Source organism: Gordonia gummivorans (genome assembly GCF_022513585.1).
Classification (GTDB): domain Bacteria; phylum Actinomycetota; class Actinomycetes; order Mycobacteriales; family Mycobacteriaceae; genus Gordonia.
Window position 1 is genome coordinate 125,261 of the sequence record NZ_JAKWBF010000007.1, and the last position, 17,359, is coordinate 142,619.

General features: G+C 67.1%; 13 protein-coding genes. 6 read left to right on the top strand and 7 right to left on the bottom strand.

Features of this window, described 5'->3' with window-relative positions:
• The first annotated feature begins 199 nt into the window (after positions 1-199).
• Positions 200-1,915: a phosphoenolpyruvate--protein phosphotransferase gene (locus MKW15_RS07610; RefSeq protein ID WP_240856977.1), complete on the top strand. Its 1,716-nt coding sequence runs from the start codon at positions 200-202 to the stop codon at positions 1,913-1,915.
• 571 nt (positions 1,916-2,486) lie between these two features.
• Here the strand turns inward: MKW15_RS07610 and lexA are convergent.
• Positions 2,487-3,194: a transcriptional repressor LexA gene (gene lexA / locus MKW15_RS07615; RefSeq protein ID WP_240856978.1), complete on the bottom strand. Its 708-nt coding sequence runs from the start codon at positions 3,192-3,194 to the stop codon at positions 2,487-2,489.
• Positions 3,195-3,472: 278 nt separating this feature from the next.
• Here lexA and MKW15_RS07620 point away from each other — a divergent pair, with 278 nt between their 5' ends.
• Positions 3,473-4,024: a LysM peptidoglycan-binding domain-containing protein gene (locus MKW15_RS07620; RefSeq protein ID WP_240856979.1), complete on the top strand. Its 552-nt coding sequence runs from the start codon at positions 3,473-3,475 to the stop codon at positions 4,022-4,024.
• Positions 4,025-4,124: 100 nt separating this feature from the next.
• Complete coding sequence (gene nrdR / locus MKW15_RS07625; RefSeq protein WP_240856980.1) at positions 4,125-4,625, top strand: transcriptional regulator NrdR; 501 nt, start codon at positions 4,125-4,127, stop codon at positions 4,623-4,625.
• Here the strand turns inward: nrdR and hrpA are convergent.
• Positions 4,599-8,534, bottom strand: coding sequence for an ATP-dependent RNA helicase HrpA (gene hrpA, locus MKW15_RS07630; protein ID WP_240856981.1), 3,936 nt, complete (start codon positions 8,532-8,534; stop codon positions 4,599-4,601). The two genes, nrdR and hrpA, sit on opposite strands and share 27 nt — an antisense overlap.
• A gap of 92 nt (positions 8,535-8,626) precedes the next feature.
• Between hrpA and MKW15_RS07635 the strand changes: the two genes are divergently transcribed.
• A complete protein-coding gene (locus tag MKW15_RS07635; protein WP_240856982.1) occupies positions 8,627-9,856 on the top strand; it encodes an aminotransferase family protein in 1,230 nt (409 codons plus the stop codon).
• An 82-nt stretch (positions 9,857-9,938) separates the two neighbouring features.
• Here the strand turns inward: MKW15_RS07635 and MKW15_RS07640 are convergent, their stop codons facing one another.
• The 3 genes from MKW15_RS07640 to MKW15_RS07650 all read right to left on the bottom strand — a co-directional run bounded on the left by MKW15_RS07640 (position 9,939) and on the right by MKW15_RS07650 (position 12,170).
• Positions 9,939-10,820, bottom strand: a complete 882-nt coding sequence (locus MKW15_RS07640; protein ID WP_240856983.1) for a DUF4190 domain-containing protein — start codon at positions 10,818-10,820, stop codon at positions 9,939-9,941.
• Between the two features lie 217 nt (positions 10,821-11,037).
• Positions 11,038-11,571: an alkyl hydroperoxide reductase gene (locus tag MKW15_RS07645; protein WP_240856984.1), complete on the bottom strand. Its 534-nt coding sequence runs from the start codon at positions 11,569-11,571 to the stop codon at positions 11,038-11,040.
• An 11-nt stretch (positions 11,572-11,582) separates the two neighbouring features.
• Complete coding sequence (locus tag MKW15_RS07650; protein ID WP_240856985.1) at positions 11,583-12,170, bottom strand: peroxiredoxin; 588 nt, start codon at positions 12,168-12,170, stop codon at positions 11,583-11,585.
• A gap of 135 nt (positions 12,171-12,305) precedes the next feature.
• Here MKW15_RS07650 and MKW15_RS07655 point away from each other — a divergent pair, with 135 nt between their 5' ends.
• Positions 12,306-13,247: a hydrogen peroxide-inducible genes activator gene (locus MKW15_RS07655; RefSeq protein ID WP_240856986.1), complete on the top strand. Its 942-nt coding sequence runs from the start codon at positions 12,306-12,308 to the stop codon at positions 13,245-13,247.
• On the opposite strand, the gene MKW15_RS07660 is transcribed toward MKW15_RS07655, so the two are convergent.
• Positions 13,209-15,338, bottom strand: coding sequence for a DEAD/DEAH box helicase (locus tag MKW15_RS07660; protein ID WP_240856987.1), 2,130 nt, complete (start codon positions 15,336-15,338; stop codon positions 13,209-13,211). The genes MKW15_RS07655 and MKW15_RS07660 overlap by 39 nt on opposite strands.
• Positions 15,335-16,363 carry a PAC2 family protein gene (locus tag MKW15_RS07665; RefSeq protein ID WP_240856988.1) on the bottom strand — a complete coding sequence of 343 codons (1,029 nt, stop codon included), beginning with the start codon at positions 16,361-16,363 and terminating at the stop codon, positions 15,335-15,337. The genes MKW15_RS07660 and MKW15_RS07665 overlap by 4 nt, the downstream gene beginning before the upstream one ends.
• Positions 16,364-16,597: 234 nt before the next feature.
• Here MKW15_RS07665 and MKW15_RS07670 point away from each other — a divergent pair, with 234 nt between their 5' ends.
• Positions 16,598-17,284, top strand: coding sequence for a hypothetical protein (locus MKW15_RS07670; RefSeq protein WP_240856989.1), 687 nt, complete (start codon positions 16,598-16,600; stop codon positions 17,282-17,284).
• The last annotated feature ends 75 nt before the right edge of the window (positions 17,285-17,359 follow it).

The following is a 17,359-nucleotide window of genomic DNA, read 5'->3' on the forward strand; positions in this document are numbered from 1 at the left end:
ATCTATTTGTTTACGCCTGTTTGCGTTGACAAGTCAAGCATTTCTTGTAACTTTGATCACAAGAGATTCGAAAGCCGGTCATCGGTCACGCAATGCAGCTCGACGGTGAGCCCGGACACGAATCGCGTAGAACTGAGTCGTGTATGTGCGGCCGTGCCGCCGATTGGCGGAGCGGAACTCGAAGACGAGAGGGGTCGCAGTGACCGAGACGCTAGCGGGAGGCATTTTGGAGGGAACGCCGGTCGTCGGCGGGCTGGCCTACGGGCCGGCGATCTGGCCCGGGGAGCGCCCCGACCACGACCCGGACGCCCTGGGTGCAAACACGGAACTGCCCGAAGACCAGCGCGAACCCGAGGTGGCAAGATTTGTCGCCGCGGCGGGGATGGTCGCCGGCCGACTCCGTGACCGCTCATCGCACAGCTCGGGTGCAGCCGCCGAAGTGCTGGCCGCCACCGCCGGACTCGCCGAGGATCGCGGGTGGATCGGCGCTGCGTCGGGACTGATTCGCAAAGGATCGCCTGCGCCTGCGGCAGCGGCTGCGGCAACCGAACAGTTCGCCACCATGTTCACCAAGCTCGGCGGGCTCATGGCCGAGCGAGTCACCGACCTCAACGACGTGCGCGACCGCGTCCTCGCCGAACTTCTCGGCCTGCCCGAACCAGGTGTGCCGGAACCGATCGAACCGTCTGTCCTGCTCGCCGACGATCTCGCGCCCGCGGACACCGCCGGACTCGATCCGGCGACCACCGTCGCCCTCGTCACCCGGCTCGGCGGCCCGACGAGTCACACCGCCATCATCGCCCGGCAACTCGGGATTCCCTGTGTGGTCGCGGTATCGGATCTGACGACGGTGCCGGCCGGAACCCCCGTGCTGATCGACGGCACGCTCGGCACCATCACCATCGGCCCCGACGAGGCGACGGCGCGAGCACAGGTCGATGCCAGTCGTCGGCGTGCGGAAGCGGTCGCCGCCTGGCACGGGCCCGGGCGCACCGCCGACGGACACGAGGTCTCGGTGCTCGCCAACGTCGCGGACGGGGCGTCGGCACGCACGGCCACCGGATACCCCGTCGAAGGGATCGGGCTGTTCCGCACCGAGTTGGCCTTCCTCGACCGCCCCGACGAGCCGACGGTCGACGAGCAGGCGGGCATCTACCGCGAAGTGCTCGAGGCATTTCCCGGGCAGAAGGTCGTGGTTCGCACGCTCGACGCGGGCTCCGACAAACCGCTCAAATTCGTCAACCACAAAGACGAGGCAAATCCGGCACTAGGAGTTCGTGGCGACCGAATCGCGGTGGAGAACCCGGAGATTCGAGCGCACCAACTCGATGCGATCGCGCGGGCCGCAGCCGAAACCGGATCGACACCGTGGGTGATGGCACCGATGATCGCCAGCGCCCGGGAAGCAGCGGCGTTCGCGCAGGAGGTGCGTGCGCGGGGGATGACCGCCGGAGTGATGGTCGAGATCCCCGCCGTCGCGATTCTGGCGCCGCTCATCCTCGCGGAGGTGGACTTCGTATCCATCGGCACCAACGATCTGACGCAGTACACGATGGCCGCCGACCGGATGTCCGCGGACCTCGCGTCGTTGACCGACCCGTGGCAACCGGCGGTGCTCAAGCTCATCGCCGAGGTCGCGTCGGCAGGTCAGACGTTGGGCAAGCCGGTGGGGGTGTGCGGGGAGGCCGCCGCCGACCCCAACCTCGCATGCGTGCTGACCGGGCTCGGGGTGACCTCGCTCTCGAGTGCACCGGTCGCCGCGGCCGGCGTCGGCGCGCGGCTCGCCGAGGTCACCCTCGACGCGTGCCGCGAAGCCGCCACTGCAGCACTGGCAACCGCGGATCCGGCCGGTGCGCGTCAGGCCGCGACGTCGGTGCTCGACGCCGCAGCCACCCCGCTCTCTCCTGCCGTCTGAGACGAAGACTTCGGCTGTCCGTGGTTCCGTATGAAGTTGTGCCCGGATTCCGGGCACAACTTCAACGGATTGTGCTTCCGCTGTCGATGGCGGCGCCCAAGTCGCTGACCTGGGCAAATGCGTCAGTGTGGTGCCGCAAAATCTAGGGGAAGAGTTTCTTCCCCGGGGTTCACAGTCGTCCCCTAGAAATTTGTAGGGGAGGACTCTGAGGGTAGGGGAGGAAGTTTCTTCCCCTGCTTTCTGCGGGTGCCGCGTCCGTGCGGCGCGTTCCGCGGAACGCGCCGATCGACGTTAGCGGGCTCGACGGAACAGGTGCTCGCATTCCTCCCATCTGCTCGTAATGCATTGCGCGCGGATGGGAGACGCGCGCAGATGCGAGCACTCGGGATGGGTGGTCTGTGCGGGGGCGAGATGGTGTCCCCGGCGCATCGTCGGCGCTGCGTGAGTGCAGCAACCGCGTGTCTGGCCAGAAACCCGAGGCGCCCCAGCGGTTTCTGGCCACAGCTGAGGTTTCTGGCCAGGTCCACGGTCGGGTTGAAAGGTACAGATATCCGACGGGGTGTACTTGCCCTCAGATGCGGCGCATCACCGTCACGACCTTGCCGAGGATGGCGGCGTCGTCGCCGGGGATCGGCTCGAACAGCTCGTTGTGCGGCATGAGCCAGACGTGTCCGTTCTTGCGCTTGAAGGTCTTCACGGTGGCCTCGCCGTCGATCATCGCGGCGACGATGTCGCCGTTCTCGGCCACGCTCTGCTGGCGGACGACCACCCAGTCGCCGTCGCAGATCGCGGCGTCGATCATCGATTCGCCGACCACCCGCAGCAGGAACAGTGAGCCGTCCCCGACCAGTTCGCGGGGGAGTGGGAACACGTCTTCGACCGCTTCCTCGGCGAGGATCGGTCCACCGGCGGCGATCCTGCCCAGCACCGGCACGAAGGTCGGCGTCGGCAGCGGATCGCCTCCCGCGTTGGTCGCGGCCGGATCTGCGTCCTGCACGTTGACCGCGCGTGGACGGTTGTGGTCGCGCTTGAGCAGTCCCTTGCGCTCCAGCGTGCGCAGCTGGTGGGCGACCGACGATGTCGAGGTGAGTCCGACCGCGTCGCCGATCTCGCGGATGCTCGGGGGATAGCCACGTTCGCGCACCGATTGCCGGATCACGTCCAGCACGCCGCGCTGACGCGCGGTCAGCGACGCCTCGGCGGCGGCAGGATCGATGGGAGCGTCCTGGTCGCGATCATCGCTCCGAGTTCCGGTGCGCTTGGGCCGTGAGTCGCTCATCTGCTCGGATTCCTCTCTGTCGCCGCCTCGCTTGAGAGCGAATCGGCTGGTTGTCGGCGGCGGGTGTTGACATGTCCGTGGGCCCGAGCCTAGCGGAGCGCGACGATCACTTCAAACATTTGTTCGAGGTGTGGCGCGACTTTGTCGGTCGGGCGTGGTACAACTCGAACATCAGTTCATCGAACACGTGATCGAGGCCGTCGAACGTCCTCGACAGCGCGTTCGCCGAACTGCCCGAGTACCCGGCACAACCGCCACGAGCACCCCCGGAGGCCAGCATGACCAGCGCGACACTCACCCGTTCGGGCCGGGCCCGCACCAGCGTGGACTCGACCATTGTCACCAGTCGTACGGCGGCCGGCACGCCGCTGCGGACACAGCCCGCGCCGCGCCGCATCACGCGGCCGACCGGCCGGCCGATCGGGCAGACCAGCCCCGCAGGTCGCGCCGACGCGCCGATGCCGGGGGTCGCGCCGACCTCGACGCGGTGCGGCGAGGCGGTGGGGCGTCGCGGGTCCAAACGGCCCGCATCCGCCGTGTATGCGCGTCGGCGTGCCACCGCGCTCGGGGTGCTCGCCGGTCTCGCGCTCGCGGTGTCGGTGTGGGTGATCGGCATCGTCGGCAACAACTACGCCGAGTCGCAGACCCCGTCGCCGACGAGTACCCAGGTGACGCACGTGCGGGCGGGTGACTCGCTGAGCACCATTGCGGCGCGGGTGGCGCCGGACGTTCCGCGCCAAGTGGTCATCGACGAGATTCTGGAGCTGAATGACCTGGAGTCCAGCGGACTTCGGGTCGGGCAGCCACTGCTGACACCCGCGTACCGCTGATCGGCGGGCGGTATCCTCGATGTCACAGGGACCGGTCGGGAACCGACCCGGCGTACGACTCGCATGTGCCGCCGTGTCCCGCGACAGGCGTGAGGATCACATGCGCTGCCCCTTCTGCAAGAACGAGGACACCAAGGTCATCGACTCGCGTGTCGCCGACGAGGGGCAGGCCATCCGGCGGCGTCGGGCGTGCGTTGAGTGCGGCCGCCGCTTCTCCACGGTGGAGAGCGCGGTGCTCGCCGTGGTGAAACGCAACGGCGTGACCGAACCGTTCAGTCGGGAAAAGGTGATGCGCGGGGTCCGTCGCGCATGTCAGGGGCGCGAGGTCGGCGACGACGACCTCGCACAGTTGGCGCAACAGGTGGAAGACGCCGTCCGCGCCAGCGGTTCGGCCGAGATCCCGAGCAACGAGGTCGGTCTCGCGATCCTCGGACCGCTGCGCAACCTCGACGAGGTGGCCTACCTGCGCTTCGCCTCGGTGTACCGGTCGTTCGATTCGCTCGACGACTTCCAGCGTGAGATCGACGACCTCCAAGGCCGTTCGGTCGCAACGAATGGCGCCGATACCAAGGTGTCAGCCGAGTCTGTCCAGGGTTCGTAGCGCCCTTTTCTCGGATACGGGGTACGCGGTTCCGATGCGCTGGGCGAACACACCCACCCGCAGTTCCTCGACGAGCCAGTGGGCTTCTTCGTTGACCGCGTCCCGCCTGGCCGCCGACACCTGCGCGAGACGCTGATTCCAGCGTTGGGTCACGCGGTCGATGACCGCGACGCCTTCCTGGTCGCGTGCCGCCGATGCGGGCAGCGCTGCCAACCTGGTCTGTGCGGCGAGAAGGTAGCGCGGCAACTCGGACAGGTGAGTACGCCCGGTGACGCGGACGAATCCGTCGAACACCAGGTCGTCGATCTGTTCGGCGACGTCGTCGGCTGCCACCGAACCCGCGTGTTGGTCGATCAGCGTGCGCACCGGGGCGAGGGCCCGAAGGGTCGCCACGGCGAGAGCGAAGTACTCGGGTGCGGCGGCCAGGGCTGCCGGCTGTATCCGCGCGCGCACGGTCTCGAACTCGGCGGGAGTGCGGACGGCGGCAACGGCGGCGGACGCATCAGCCATCTGGTCGCGGATCGCGCGTCGCGTGCAGTCGGCGGTGAGGTCCTCGATCCTGCGGTAGGGGCTCTGGCTCAAGGCGAGTCTGTCGGCCCCGGCCAGAGAGCCGACGACCTTCTTCGACAGCGGCGGGATGGCGATGTCGAGCAGGGCCGCGACGCCTTCGAAAACGAGCCGATCACGCTCCTGCGGGGACGTCGCGTCGGTACGGACGACGGCACGCGAGGCGCCGGTCGCGTCGGTCACCGCCGTGATCGCGGGGTAGCGGGTCAGTTCTTGACCGGCGATCTTCACCTGCGAGCTGTGTGGGAGCGAACCGATCCCGTCGGCCGTCCACGCGGTGAACTCGCGCCGGACGATCGGCTCCGGGGTGGTGCTCCGACGATGTCGGCGTTGGAGATCGGTGAGCGAGTCGTCGGTGTCGACGATGGCGCCCGTCGCATCGGCGAGCGCAAAATGCACGCGCAGGTGTGCCGGTAGCCGGTCGGGGACGAAATCGTCGGCGGCCACCGTGGTTCCGACGATGGTGGTCAGCTCCCGGGCCAGTCCGGACACGATCGGTTCGGACCGTGGTTTCAGTTGGGACAGAGCGAGTTCGGCGAACCGCCCGGCGGGCGACATCGTCTTGCGCAGATGCTTGGGCAGCGTCTTGACCAGCGCGGTGGCCAATTCCGATCGCAGGCCCGGCACCGTCCAGTCGAAGCCCGCGGACCGGATGTGGCCCAGCAGTGCTTCCGGAATGACCACGGTCACGCCGTCATCCGTGGCCGCCGGATCGAACCGGTACCGCAATTCGAGTCGTGCGTCGCCCTGTTGCCATGCGCCGGGAAAGTCCGCGTCGGCGACCGAGGTGTCGGCGCCGACGTCGGCGGCAGTGAGATCGAGCAGATCCGGCCGATCGCGGCGTGCGCGCTTCCACCAGGTGTCGAAGTGGCGGGCCGAGGTGACCTCGGCTCCGATGCGCTGATCGTAGAAATCGTAGAGTTGATCCTCGGTGATGACGAGATCGCGTCGGCGGACTCGGTGTTCGACGTCGGCGGCCGCCTCGAGCAGTTCGCGGTTGCGGTGGAAGAAGGAGTGATCGGTGCGCCAGTCGCCCTCGACCAGCGCGTGGCGGATGAACAACTCGCGGGACGTGACCGGATCGATCGGCCCGTACACGACCCGTCGTCGAGCAACCAGGGTGACGCCGTAGAGCGTGACCCGGTCGTAGGCCATCGCCGCGCCCCGTTTTGCCGACCAATGCGGCTCGCTGTAGGTGTGCTTGACCAGGCTGCCGGCGACCCGTTCCACCCACAGCGGGTCGATCCCGGCCACGGTGTGCGCGAAAAGCCGTGAGGTCTCCAGGATTTCGGCGGCCATGAGGAAGGCGGGCGGTTTCCGCGCAAGGGCCGAACCCGGGAAGATCATCAGCGTGGTGCCGCGGGCTCCCGTGTATTCGCGGCCCTCGGAATTGCGCACAGCGATGTTGCTGAGCAGTCCGGACAGGACCGCTCGGTGGATGGCGTCCGCGTCGGGTTCGGTCGGCGTGGTCGGCCAGTCGAGTTCGCCGACGATCTCGCGCAGTTGACGGGTCAGATCGCGCCATTCGCGGATGCGTAGATAGTGGAGGTACTCGCGTTCGCACATCCTGCGAAACTTGTTGCCGGACAGCTCATTCCGCTTCTCCTGGAGATAGCGCCACAGCTCCAGGTAGGCCAGGAAATCCGAATTGGGCACCGCGAAGCGGCGATGTGCGGTGTCGGCGGCCTCGCGGTGATCGGCGGGCCGTTCACGAACGTCGGGCAGCGACAGGGCGGCCGCCAGGACGACGAGGTGGTCGAGACATCCGAGTTCGTGTCCCGCGATCAGCATTCGGGCGATGCGCGGGTCGACCGGGAGCCGCGCCATCGAGCGGCCGACCGAGGTGAGTCGCGGGGGCCCGCCTGCCTTGTCGGACTGTTCGATCGCCCCGAGTTCGGTGAGCACGGCCATACCGTCGCGGATCGCGCGATCGTCGGGCGGCTGCACGAACGGGAAGTCGGCGATGGAGCCAAGGCGCAGCGACGTCATCTGCAGGATGACCGCGGCGAGGTTGGTCCGCAAGATCTCGGGATCGGTGAAGGCCGGTCGTGCGTCGAAGTCGTCCTCGCTGTAGAGGCGGATGCAGATGCCGGGCGCGACACGACCGCAGCGTCCGGCACGTTGACGGGCGCTGGCCTGTGAGATCGCTTCGACGGGAAGGCGACTGACCTTGGTGCGGGTCGAGTATCGGCTGATGCGTGCGGTGCCGGAGTCCACGACGTAGCGGATGCCGGGGACGGTGACGGAGGTCTCGGCGACGTTGGTGGCCAAGACGATGCGACGTCCGTCCGAGGGTGCGAACACCCGCTGTTGATCGGCGACCGACAGCCGCGCATACAGCGGGACGATCTCTGCACCCGCAGAAGCTCTGCGCCGCAGAGCATCCGACGCGTCGCGGATATCACGCTCGGTGGGCAGGAAGACCAGCACGTCGCCACGGCCGGCCGACCACAGCTCGTCGATCGCGGCATCGATGCCCTGGAACAGGTCGAGGTCGGCGTGCTCGCCTCCACCGCCCTCGTCGCCGCTGTCGGGTCGTTCACGCAGGGTGAGTGGGCGGTAGCGCACGTCGACCGGGTAGGTGCGCCCCGACACCTCGATCACCGGCACCGGAGCGTCGGCCGTGGTGAAATGCCGTGCGAACCGATCGGGTTCGATGGTGGCCGAGGTGATGATCACCTTGAGGTCTGGGCGGCGCGGGAGCAGCCGGAGCAGGTATCCGAGAATGAAGTCGATGTTGAGGCTGCGTTCATGCGCCTCGTCGACGATCAGCGTGTCATAGCGGCGCAACAGCGGATCGGCCGCGATCTCGCGCAGCAGAATCCCGTCGGTCATCACCCGTACCAGGGTGTCGGCGCCCGATCTGTCGGTGAATCGCACGGAGTACCCGACCGCGTCGCCGAGTTTGGTGTTGGTTTCGTCGGCGATGCGCCGGGCGACCGAGCTCGCCGCAATGCGGCGTGGCTGGGTATGCCCGATCATGCCGCGCACACCGCGTCCGAGTTCCAGGCAGATCTTCGGGAGCTGCGTGGTCTTACCCGAACCGGTCTCGCCGGCGATCACCACGACCTGATGTGCGTCGATCGCGTCCCGGATCTCGTCGCGGGCGGCCGATATGGGCAGTTCGGGTGGGAAGTGGAGGTCGGGCACGGATGCTCGTCGGGCGTCGATTCGACGACGTGCGGCCTGCACCGCACCGAGGAGCTGCTGCCAGGCGTCGGACGTGGGTGCCGACCCGAGTTTGTCGGCGCGCCGACGCAGCCGATGACCGTCGACGACGGTCAGTTCGCGCAGCGCGGTGCGCAGGGCCGCGCGATCGGCGTCGGTTGGGGTCGCGGTCATGGTCTGTCCAGAATAGTGAGCGCGGTGCAGGCCGTTGCCCGTCGGTGGGCGTTGTGGTCCCGCCGTGCCGGGCATCCGGCATGATTGGCGGCATGGCTGATGCGTTGTGGCATGGATTCGCCGACATGGGTGCGGTGAGGGCGAGCGGTCCGTTCGTTGTGGTGCGTGGCGAGGGCACCCGGATCTGGGACCGCGAGGGGAACAGGTATCTCGACGCGACAGCGGGACTGTGGTTCACCAACGTCGGTCACGGGCGCGCAGAGATCGGCGCGGCGGTGGCGGATCAGCTTTCCACGCTCGCGCACTACTCGGGATTCGGCGATTTCACGTCGGATGTGACGCTGGCGCTGGCCGAACGTCTCGCCGCGATCGCGCCGGTCGCGGGCAGCAAGATCTTCTTCACCTCGGGTGGCAGCGACTCGGTGGACAGCGCCGCCAAGCTGGCCCGGCGCTACTGGCACGAGCGCGGGCGGCCGGAGAAGGAGATCATTGTCGGCCGGACCAAGGCCTACCACGGAATGCACGTTGCGGGAACGGCACTGGCCGGGATTCCGGTGAACCGTGAAGGCTACGGCGAGCTGATGCCGGCCGCGGAAACCGTGGAATGGGACAACGCGAAGAGCTTGCTGGGACTCATCGAGCGGCTCGGCGCCGATCGGATCGCCGCATTCTTCTGCGAGCCCATCATCGGAGCCGGCGGAATCTATCTCCCGCCCGACGGCTACCTGACCGAGGTGCGTCAGATCTGTCGCGACCATGACGTGCTCTTCGTGGCCGACGAGGTGGTCACGGGGTTCGGCCGCATCGGCGGCGACTCCTGGTTCGCATCGTCGCGACTCGGTCTGGAGCCGGACATGATGACCACGGCGAAGGGACTCACCTCCGGTTACGTCCCGATGGGCGCGGTGTTCGTCGCGCCGCATGTCGCCGAACCCTTCTTCGCCGGCGGGGTCTGGTGGCGCCACGGCTATACCTACGGCGGTCACGCGGGCGCGGCGGCGGCGGCGATGGCGAACCTCGACATCATCGAACGGGAGGGGCTGCTCGCCGAGGCGGCCCGCCTCGAGACGGATCTCGCCGCGGCGCTGGCTCCGCTCGCCGAACTGGACTCGGTGACCGAGGTGCGGACGGGGCTCGGGGCGGTCTCGGCCGTCCAACTCGCCGACCCCACACAGGCAATCGGAATGATCTCGAAATTGCGCGAGCACGGAGTGAGCGGGCGCGCCGCCGGGCAGGGCGCGCTCCAGATCTCGCCCGCGTTCGTGATGACCACCGAAGAGGTCGGCGAACTCGCCGACCGCATGCGTGCCGCACTGAGTTGACGCATATGCGCGCCGCACTGAGTTGACGCATGCGTGCCGCACTGAGTTGACGCATGCGTGCCGCACTGGGCTGATCAGGCGATCACAGCGGGGTGAGGCACAGGACGACGTTGTAGCGGAAGTACGACGACGGACCGATCTGCACCCAGTTTCCGTTGCAGCTGCTGGTGTTGTCGGTGCGCAGGTAGACCCGGTCCGTGGCTGCCGACGACCCGCACGACGTCCGATAGAACGCGGTGAGCTGGCTTCCGTTGGCCTCTCGGTGGATGCACGCGCCGACATCGGTGGTGCGGATCTCGTTGGCGATGGTGTTCGACGGGTCCGGCGTGTACGCGGGGGGACTCGTCACCCCGGGTTCGGCCGTCGTCGAGTATGTGTAGGTGGTTGACGGGTACGAGTAGGTCGTGCTGGTTTCTGTGGTCTCTGTTGTCTCGGTGGTGGATTCGGTCGTCGTGCTCGACTTGCCGGCCGCGGTGGTCGACTCCTCGTCGTTGCCGGATCCGATCGCGCCCGTCAGAACGAGTACCAGCGCGACGACACCGACGACCGTGAACAGGTAGCCGATCACGAGCGCGGCGATCGCGAGCGGACCACCCTTTTGGTGATTGCGTTTGATCTCGGACAGCGAGAAATGCCCGAGGACGATGCCCACCGGCGCGACAATGAATGCCGAGATCAGCGCCGCGATCGCCAGACCGTTGGTGCCGCCCTGCGGTTGCGGACCGCCGTACCCGGGAGGCTGCTGCCCGTAACCCGGATAGCCCGGAGCGACATAGCCGTACGGATCGGGTTGCTGGTACGAGGAGGTTGGCGCGTACGGATCGTCCGGCGGCTGTGGATTGCCGTACGGTGCCTGATTGGCATACGGGGGCTGATTGCCGTACGGATGCGGTGAACCGCCGGGACCGGTGGGCGGACGCCCTTGATTCCAGTGCTGATTGCCCGGATCGTTCGGGTAGGTCACCAGTACCAGTCCTCTCTGTGCATGCCTGCGCGTCTCACCGTGCCGGCGAGATCACGCTCGCACCGTGGATCGTCGCACAGAAATCCTTATCAGTCTGTCATGCGCAACCGCGCATCGGTGTCCGCTGCACGGTCGACATCAACGCAACGATGCCCCGGTCTCGTGGATTCGAGACCGGGGCCCGCTGTCACTTGTCGACCGTGCGGTGTGCGGTGATTCAGACGCCGGCGAGGACCTCGGTGGTGGTGAGTGCCTGCGCGACACCGGCGACGATCGAGGCGACCTTCAGGGATTCCAGGATCGCCTCACGCTCGACACCGGCTTCACGCAGTGTGTTCTCGTGAGCTGCGACGCAGTGGCCGCAGCCATTGATCGACGACACGGCGAACGACCACAGTTCGAAAAGGGCCTTGTCGACGCCGGGGTTGCCGATGATGTTCATCCGCAGTCCGGGGCGCAGATCGTCGTAGCGACCGTCGAGAAATCCGCGGCCACGGTAGAAGACGTTGGTCATGCCCATGATCGACGCTGCGCCGAGGGCCGCGTTGTACGCGTCGGCCGACAGCGTATCGGCCGCCTCGTCGGCGATCTCGCTGAGCACCTTGGCATTACGGGTTGCCGCTGCGGTTGACAGCAGGGTGCCCCAGAGCTGTTCCTCGTTCAGCACAGTGGTGCGGCTGATCGATCCGAGGTTGAGCTTGAGGTCCTTCGCGTACTCGGGCAGGGCTTCCTTGAGATTGTCGATACTCATGTCGTCTCCTGTCAGACGCCTGCGGCGAGCAGCTCGCCGGCGTTGATGGTGGGATCGCCCTTGCGCCAGTTGCAGGCGCAGAGTTCGTCGGACTGCAGGGCGTCGAGCACGCGCAGCACCTCGTCGACGTTGCGGCCCACCGAACCCGCCGTGACCGACACGAACTGGATCTCGTTGTTCGGGTCGACGATGAAGGTGGCCCGGTCGGCGACACCGTCGGCGTTGAGAACACCTGCTGCGGTGGCGAGTTCGCGCTTGAGGTCGGACAGCATCGGGAACGGCAGCGTCTTGAGATCCTCGTGCTGGGCACGCCACTGGAAGTGGACGAACTCGTTGTCCACCGATGCGCCGAGTACCTGGGCGTCACGGTCGGCGAACTCGTCGTTCAGCTTTCCGAACGCGGCGATCTCGGTCGGGCAGACGAAGGTGAAGTCCTTGGGCCAGAAGAAGACGATCCGCCACTTGCCGGGATGATCGTCGCTGGAAACGGTGGTGAAGTAGTCGTCGGGTGCCGAGGCGTTCACCTTCGAGAGATCGCCCCCGATCACGGCCGTCAGATTGTAGGCCGGAAATTGATCTCCGATTGTGAGCAATGCCATGGTCTTTCGCTCCTCCTGTGTCGTGGCGCACATGCTCGGCCCCACGAGCGAAGTTGTTACGTGTTACTGACGAGTACCATCGTGCCGGAATTTCAGTGAAAGTGAAACGTGATGAGTAGCACTAGACTAATAGGTATGACCGATCGAACTTATCAGCCGTCAGTGGCCGGGCTGCGAGCGTTTGTGGCTTTGGCCCGGCGCCGCCACTTCGGCGCGGCCGCAGGCGATCTGGGTGTGAGCCAGCCCTCACTGTCGCAGGCGCTGGCTGCATTGGAGACCGGTCTCGGGGTCACTCTGATCGAGCGGACCACGCGGCGAGTGTTCGTCACCACCGAGGGGGAGCGACTCCTTCCGAAAGCGATCGCGGTGATCGAATCCGTCGACGACTTCTTGGTCGAGGTGTCCGGCGTCGGCGAAACGCTCAGCGGCACTGTGCGACTCGGATTCATCCCGACCGTTGCGCCCTACGTGTTGCCGACCGTTCTCCGGGGGTTGGCACAGCAGCGACCCGAACTGACCCTTCGCGTCGTCGAAGACCAGACGGCACGACTGGTGGATCAGCTACGCGAGGGCAGCCTTGACGCGGCGGTTCTCGCGCTGCCCGCCGAGATCCCCGGAATGGCCGAGATTCCGATGTACCACGAGGATTTCGTCCTCGCGCTGCCGGCCGACCACGCACTCGCAGGCCGTAAGCGGGTGGATCCGGCCGCGCTCGCCGACCTGCCCTTGTTGCTGCTCGACGAAGGTCACTGTCTGCGCGATCAAGCCTTGGAGGTGTGCCGGATCGCCGGCGTGCGGCCCGATCTCGGGCACACGCGGGCCGCCTCCCTCGCAACGGCGGTGCATTGCGTCACCGGCGGTCTCGGTGTGACCTTGATACCGCAGACGGCGGTGGCCTCGGAGACGGCCGGGGGCGGTCTGGCCACCGCCACGTTTGCCTCGCCGCGGCCGGGACGGCGCATCGGCCTCGTCTTCCGCCGATCGGCCCACCGGGAGGACGCTTACCGCGAACTCGCCGGCATCATCGCCGACGTCGTGTCAGCCGCTGGTGCTGTCCGCAGGGAGTTCGCCGGCTGACAGGGCCTCCCACTCGTCGACGAGACTGGAGTCGACATCGCGGACCATGGTGCCCAGTCGGGTCACGATCGACGCGACGTCATCGGTGATCACCGATGTCGGAACACCGTGGCGCAGCACGCGATAGCAATCGGACAGGTAGCGCAGCACGACGCCCTCGCTGCGGGTGAGTCCGTACACCGAGATGAGTTCGGTGAAGGTCATCGACCGTTCGAGCATCTCGCGCAGCACCGATTTCGGCGACGGTGGTGTGGAACCCACCCACGGCGCTCCGGCCCGATACACCTCGAAGGCATAACCGATCTCCTCGGCGAGCGGTTGCGGCCAGGTGATCTCCTCCAGCCGGGTCATGCGCTCCTCGTACTCGACGCCGTCGGCCTTCATCTCGGCGATGGCCTTGTCGCGCGCGACCTTTCGCTGTGCGATCAGCACCGGGCGAGGATCCTCCAGGGTCGATTCGAGCACCGAGACGACGTCGAGTGCGTGGTCAGGTGAGTCTGTGTCGAGGAGTTCGAAGGCGGCCAGCGCGAAGGCCGACAGCGGATTGGTGAGCGCGAAGTTCTTCGGCATGTCCACGTTGAAGGCCACGTATCTGCCGGTGGCGTCGGGCTCGTCGAGTTGCACCACGATGCCCGCGTCACGCAGGCCACGATAAAGAGCGATGGTGTGCCGGATGTGCCGCAGCTGGCGATCGCGGGGTTCGTGGTTGGCCTCGAGGAGGTGGCGCACCGCGGAGAAACAGTCACCGGGTCGGTTGAGGACCTCCAGCAGCATGGCGATGGTCATCCGGAAGTGTGATCGCAGCGGTTCGTCGGGCGCGTCGACGAGAGCCGTGAAGGTCTTCTCGCCCCAGGACACGAATCCCTCGGGCGGCTTCTTGCGGACGAGTTTGCGCAGCTTCTTGGGGTCGTCACCTGCCTTGGCGACGGCGCGCGCATTCTCCACGTCGTGCTCGGGCGCCTGGGCGACGACGTATCCGACCGAGTCGAAGCCGGCGCGGCCGGCACGGCCCGCGATCTGGTGGAACTCGCGGGCGCGCAGCCGACGCACACGATTGCCGTCGAACTTGCTGAGACCGGCGAACAGCACTGTGCGGATGGGCACGTTGATCCCGACGCCCAGGGTGTCGGTCCCGGCGATGACCTGCAGCAACCCTTGCTGGGCAAGCCTTTCCACGAGTCTGCGGTAGCGCGGCAGCATACCGGCGTGATGGACGCCGATGCCCGCGCGGAGCAGCTTGGAGAGGGTGTTGCCGAATCCTGTGTGGAACCGGAAATCGCCGATCGCGGCAGCGATGGCCGCACGTTGTTCCTTGTCGCACAGGCGGACCGACAGCAATGCCTGCGCACGCTCGACCGCCGCCGCCTGCGTGAAATGCACGACGTAGACGGGCGCGCGTCCACGGGAGACGAGGTCCTCGATAGTCTCGTGGATCGGAGTCATCGAATACGCGTACTCGAGCGGGACCGGCCGGTGGGTTCCGGTGATGGCGGCGGTCTCTCGACCGGTCCGGCGGGTGAGGTCGTCGACGAAGAAGGAGATGTCACCGAGTGTCGCCGACATCAGCAGGAACTGCGTGTGCGGCAACTCGATCAGCGGAACCTGCCACGCCCAGCCACGATCCGACTCGCCGTAGTAATGGAATTCGTCGGCGACCAGAGTGCCGATGTCGCTGTCTTCGCCGTCGGACAGCGCAAGATTTGCCACGATCTCGGCGGTCGCGCAGATGATCGGCGCATCGGAGTTGACCGAGGCATCGCCGGTCATCAGGCCCACGGAGTCGGCGCCGAACATGCTGCACAGGTCGAAGAATTTCTCGCTCACCAGCGCCTTGATCGGTGCCGTGTAGAAGGCGCGCCGACCTGCGCACCGCGCGAAGTAGATCGCGCCGACGGCGACCAGGGACTTCCCGGATCCGGTCGGCGTGGCCAGGATGACGTTGCTGCCGGCGGCCAACTCGAACAGCGACTCTTCCTGATGCTCATAGAGGTCGAGCCCACCCTCGGCCCACCAACCGATGAATCGTTCCAGTGCCGCATCCTCGTCGGCGACCGGCTCCAGAAACGCTGGGGTTGCCGGGGCCCCGATCACATCGGAGATCGCGGTCCCTCGTTTCCGTCATCCGAGTCGGTGTCGAGGTTGCCATGATCGGTGCCGGCCTGCTCGGCCAGGAACCGCTCGAGTTCGGCGCCGAGTTCGTCACCACTGGGCAGCGACTCCTCCGCGGCGAGGAGCGACGCGCGTTCCTCCTGTGCCTGGGTGAACGAGTCGTACTGGGTTTCCAGCGCGGCGACCACCGACTCGATCTCGGAGTTCCCGGAGACCTCGTTGTCGATCTGGTCGCGCACCTTCTCCGCAGCGCTCTGCAGGGCCGCGATCGGCAGCTGGAGGCCGGTGAGCTCGGTGACCGCGGTCAACAGTCGGGCCGAGGCCGCCGGATAGTTCGTCTGCGCCAAGTAATGGGGGACATGGACGGACAGCCCGGCCGCCCGGTAGTCGTGCTGACCCATGCGCAGTTCCAGCAGCATCGAGGCGCTCGCCGGGAGCTTCATCGCCGAACCCCAACGCGGCAGGTCGCCCAGCGCGTCGGGGTCGCTGCCGTGCGCGGTGATCGACGGCGGACGGGTGTGCGGAACGGCCATCGGGATCGCGTTGAGACCGACCACGTCGGTGACTCCGAAATGATCGGACAGGCGGCGGACCGCGTCGACGAACTGTTCCCACCGCAGGTCGGGCTCCGAGCCGGACAGCAGCAGAAAGCCCTTGCCGTTGGTGTCGCGGATGGCGTGGATGGTCAGCTCGGGCATCTGCACGTCGGTGAAGGTCTCGCCGCTGAAACTGATCGTCGGCCGTCGCGACCGGTAGTCCATCAGTTCGTCGGAGGTGAAGGTGGCGACGAGTTCGGATTCGAGGCTGTCGCGCAGGTGTGTCGCGGCCAGCGCGACGGCATGTCCGGCATCGGCGAACCCCTCAAGGGCGTGGATCAGCACCGGTCCGGTGTCGCCGGTGCCCAGTTGAGGGGCCGGAAACGCCAGCTCGTACAGCGCGTTGGCCGTGTCGTCCGGGCCGGGAGCACCGTCGCCGTGTTGGTCCTTGCGTTCTTGTCGCTCGTCCATGGTCACCCTCCTCTCGTCACCTCGCCGCGCGTGGTCTTCCCCGCGTGGTCTTCCCATTGTCGCCCACCGGCCTCGGCCAGGGCCAATTGTGCTGGTCATTATGTGCTTTTAGAATCAACAACCCGTGGGTGTGGTCCCGGATTCCCGGCCGGCGACAATTCGCCGACATTGCGTCGGACACTGCGGAGTGTCGATGAGCGTCGCCGGGCGCGTGGTTTGGCACAGTAGAGCGTTGTGAACAAACGGCGCGGCGCATCGGCACTCCGATGGCGAGTGCGGTTACCGGCCATCGCAGCGCTGGGTGCGTGCCTCCTCCTCGGCGCATGTGCGGTGAGCGGTGAGCCGGTGGCGGGGATGCCCGACCTGTCTGACCGTGCGGTCAATCCGGGCGATTTCCCGGCGGGCGGTGCCAGTCGCGTTCCGGACCCGGCACTTCCCGACGTGCTGGCCGACATCACCGGTCATCCGGGATCGGCGTCGGTGGTTCCTGCCTCGTGCCGACCCGGTGCGGTCATCTCGAGCGGTGCCGTGGTGCTGCTCGCGCCCGGTGCGCAGGAGCGGTCCACCTACACCGCCGCGATCGTCTACTCGCCGGCCGATCTCGCGCAACTGGGCACCCAGCTCGATGAGTGTCGGCGCTGGACGACCGGAACCGCGACCGCGTCGACCCGCGTCACCGCCGAGGTGCTGCCCGCTCCTTCGGCGCCGGACGGAGTCGAGACCCTCGCGGTGCGCAGGACAATGGTGACCGGCGCGATTCCCAACATCCTGGTGACCAGCACGGTCACGCTGATCGGTCAGCGCGATGATGTACGCGTGTACGCCGAGTATCGCTGGCCATCGGCCGGACCGTTGCCGCCCGACGCCGGCAGCGGACTCGACGCGCTGTTCACCAAGGCGGTCGACGCGGCCTTTGGTTGATCGGCAGTTGGTTGATTGGCGCTTGGTTGATTGGCGCTGTGGACCGAATCTCGTTTGTGGACAGCCGATCCCGGA

Coding starts and splice junctions, on each gene's coding strand:
- lexA (WP_240856978.1), bottom strand. CDS start 3,194: ATGAGCGACTCACGGCCCAAGCGCACCGGAACTCGGAGCGATGATCGC.
- MKW15_RS07620 (WP_240856979.1), top strand. CDS start 3,473: ATGACCAGCGCGACACTCACCCGTTCGGGCCGGGCCCGCACCAGCGTG.
- MKW15_RS07650 (WP_240856985.1), bottom strand. CDS start 12,170: ATGGCATTGCTCACAATCGGAGATCAATTTCCGGCCTACAATCTGACG.
- nrdR (WP_240856980.1), top strand. CDS start 4,125: ATGCGCTGCCCCTTCTGCAAGAACGAGGACACCAAGGTCATCGACTCG.
- MKW15_RS07635 (WP_240856982.1), top strand. CDS start 8,627: ATGGCTGATGCGTTGTGGCATGGATTCGCCGACATGGGTGCGGTGAGG.
- MKW15_RS07645 (WP_240856984.1), bottom strand. CDS start 11,571: ATGAGTATCGACAATCTCAAGGAAGCCCTGCCCGAGTACGCGAAGGAC.
- MKW15_RS07655 (WP_240856986.1), top strand. CDS start 12,306: ATGACCGATCGAACTTATCAGCCGTCAGTGGCCGGGCTGCGAGCGTTT.
- MKW15_RS07665 (WP_240856988.1), bottom strand. CDS start 16,363: ATGGACGAGCGACAAGAACGCAAGGACCAACACGGCGACGGTGCTCCC.
- hrpA (WP_240856981.1), bottom strand. CDS start 8,534: ATGACCGCGACCCCAACCGACGCCGATCGCGCGGCCCTGCGCACCGCG.